Genomic DNA, 2,218 nt, shown 5'->3' on the forward strand with positions numbered 1-2,218 from the left:
CGGCGGCCACCCCCGCCCCCACCCACCGCACCGCCGACGCCGGCGGCTGCCCGACCCGTCGTACCAGCTCGGCGAGGGACGGCGCGGCGATGTACTCGATGGCCATCCAGGGCCGCTCCGCGCCGGCGTCGGCGCCCAGCACCCGTGCCGTGTACGTGTTGTCGACCCGCTGGGCCAGCGCCACTTCGCGGGCGAACCTGCGCCGGTCGACAGCGCTGACGGTCCCCTCGGCGAGCAGGGTCTTGACCGCCACCAACTGCGGACCGGAGCGCGCGAGATAGATCCGGCCCATCCCGCCCGAGCCGAGTCTGCCGATGATCCGGTACGGGCCCAGAGCCGCCGGATCGTCCGTGCCCAGCCGCTCGATCTTCACGCCGGACATGCCAAAGCTCCCCCCACAGATCCCCCGATGATTCCGGGTGCGCTGCATAACACGCGTGGCGCCGCCGCGCCGTTCCCGCGACGCCCGGGCCGAACACCCGGTCCGGAATACACCCCGCATGCTCGTCCGCCCTCGCACGGGCGTCAACCTCCAGCACGGCCAGGGCGGTTGCCGTGATCCCGGCAGGCGCTCTTGCGCGATCACCGCCGTCCCGCTTTGGTGATGTGCGTCACGTGCGGGGGGCCGAGCGAGAGGCGACGATACGCATGGCGGACACAGCGGACACAACCGGCCCGGGCACGGCGGGCGGCCCCGGCTCGGGCCCCGGCACAGGCTCGGGCCCAGGCACAGGCGGCCCTGATGCAGGCTCCGGCACAGGGCCGGGCGCAGGCCCCGGCACAGGCACGGGCACAGCCGGCCCCGGCACCGACTCCAGCGGGGCCGTCTCCCGCCCCCGCAAGTCGAGTTGGAAGTACATCGGCCCCGGGATCGTCGTCGCGGCGACCGGCGTCGGCGCGGGCGATCTGGTCGCCACCCTCGTCGCGGGCAGCAAGTTCGGCTACACCCTGCTCTGGGCGGCCGTCATCGGCTGCGTCGTGAAGGTCTCCCTCGCCGAGGCCGCAGGCCGCTGGCACCTCGCCACCGGCCGCACCCTCTTCGAGGGCTGGCGCAGCCTCGGCCGCTGGACGACCGTCTACTTCGCCGTATACGTACTCGTCTGGGGCTTCGTCTACGGCGCCACGGCCATGTCCTCCAGCGCCCTGCCCATCGTCGCGCTCTTCCCGGACGGCCCGGGACTCAAGACCTGGGCGGTCGTCACCGGCCTGACCGGCCTGGTCTTCGTGTGGTTCAACCGTTACGCCGTCTTCGAGAAGGCCATGACCGTCCTGATCGGCATGAAGTTTCTCGTCGTCATGTATGTCGCGGTCCGTGTCGCACCGGATCTCGGCGAGGCCGTCGCCGGTCTCGCGCCGGTCCTGCCGGACGGCTCGCTGTTCTACACACTCGGTCTGATCGGAGGCGTGGGCGGCACCATCACCATGGCCGCCTACGGGTACTGGGTGAACGCCAAGGGCTGGACCAACTCCGGCTGGATGAAGGTGATGCGCCTCGACAACCGCGTCGCCTACATCACCACCGGCTTCTTCGTCGTCGCCATGCTGATCATCGGCGCCGAGCTGCTGCACTCCTCACAGATCGCCCTCACCTCGGGCGACCGGGGCCTGATCGATCTCGGTGCCGTACTGGAGGACCGCTTCGGCGTGGTCACCGCGAAGCTCTTCCTGATCGGCTTCTTCGCCACGTCCTTCGGCGCGCTCATGGGCGTGTGGCACGGGGTGAGCCTGATGTTCGCCGACTTCGTCGAGCGGCTGCGCAAGGAGCGGGTGGGGGTTCCCGTGGACGGGGCGACGGGCGAAGGCGCGGTGGCGGAGGTCGCGGCCGGGGAGCGGGAGAGCTCGGTGCCGTTCCGCGCGTATCTGCTCTGGCTGACCTTCCCGCCGATCTCGCTGCTGTTCCTGGACCAGCCGTTCGGACTGGTGGTGGTGTACGGGGTGCTGGGCGCGTTCTTCATGCCGTTCCTGGCGCTCACCCTGATCTGGCTGCTGAACTCGTCCCGTACCCCCGCGCAGTGGCGCAACGGTGTGCTGAGCAATGTGATGCTCGCGGCGGCCGGGCTGCTGTTCGTCGTGCTGTGCGTGCAGCAGGTGCGGGACCTTCCCTGGTAGCGGTGGCCGGCCCGGCGCTTCCGCGCCACCGGGGCCGGACACACGGCAGCGCCGTCGGGTGGGGTTCGACGGCGCTGCCGGCCCTGTGGGGGGTCGGGGGTGGTACGGG

The 2,218-nt window shown here is 71.3% G+C and carries 1 protein-coding gene and 1 pseudogene; one reads left to right on the forward strand and one right to left on the reverse strand.

Features of this window, described 5'->3' with window-relative positions; all coding sequences use genetic code 11:
- A pseudogene (locus WH07_RS25380) lies at positions 1-382 on the reverse strand (protein kinase); the annotation flags it as partial.
- A gap of 266 nt (positions 383-648) precedes the next feature.
- On the opposite strand from WH07_RS25380, the gene WH07_RS25385 reads away from it, so the two are divergent.
- Positions 649-2,109, forward strand: a complete 1,461-nt coding sequence (locus WH07_RS25385) for an Nramp family divalent metal transporter (RefSeq protein ID WP_079023552.1) — start codon at positions 649-651, stop codon at positions 2,107-2,109.
- Positions 2,110-2,218 lie beyond the last annotated feature (109 nt).

The sequence above is a fragment of the Streptomyces odonnellii genome, assembly GCF_000981895.1.
GTDB classification, from domain to species: Bacteria; Actinomycetota; Actinomycetes; order Streptomycetales; family Streptomycetaceae; genus Streptomyces; species Streptomyces odonnellii.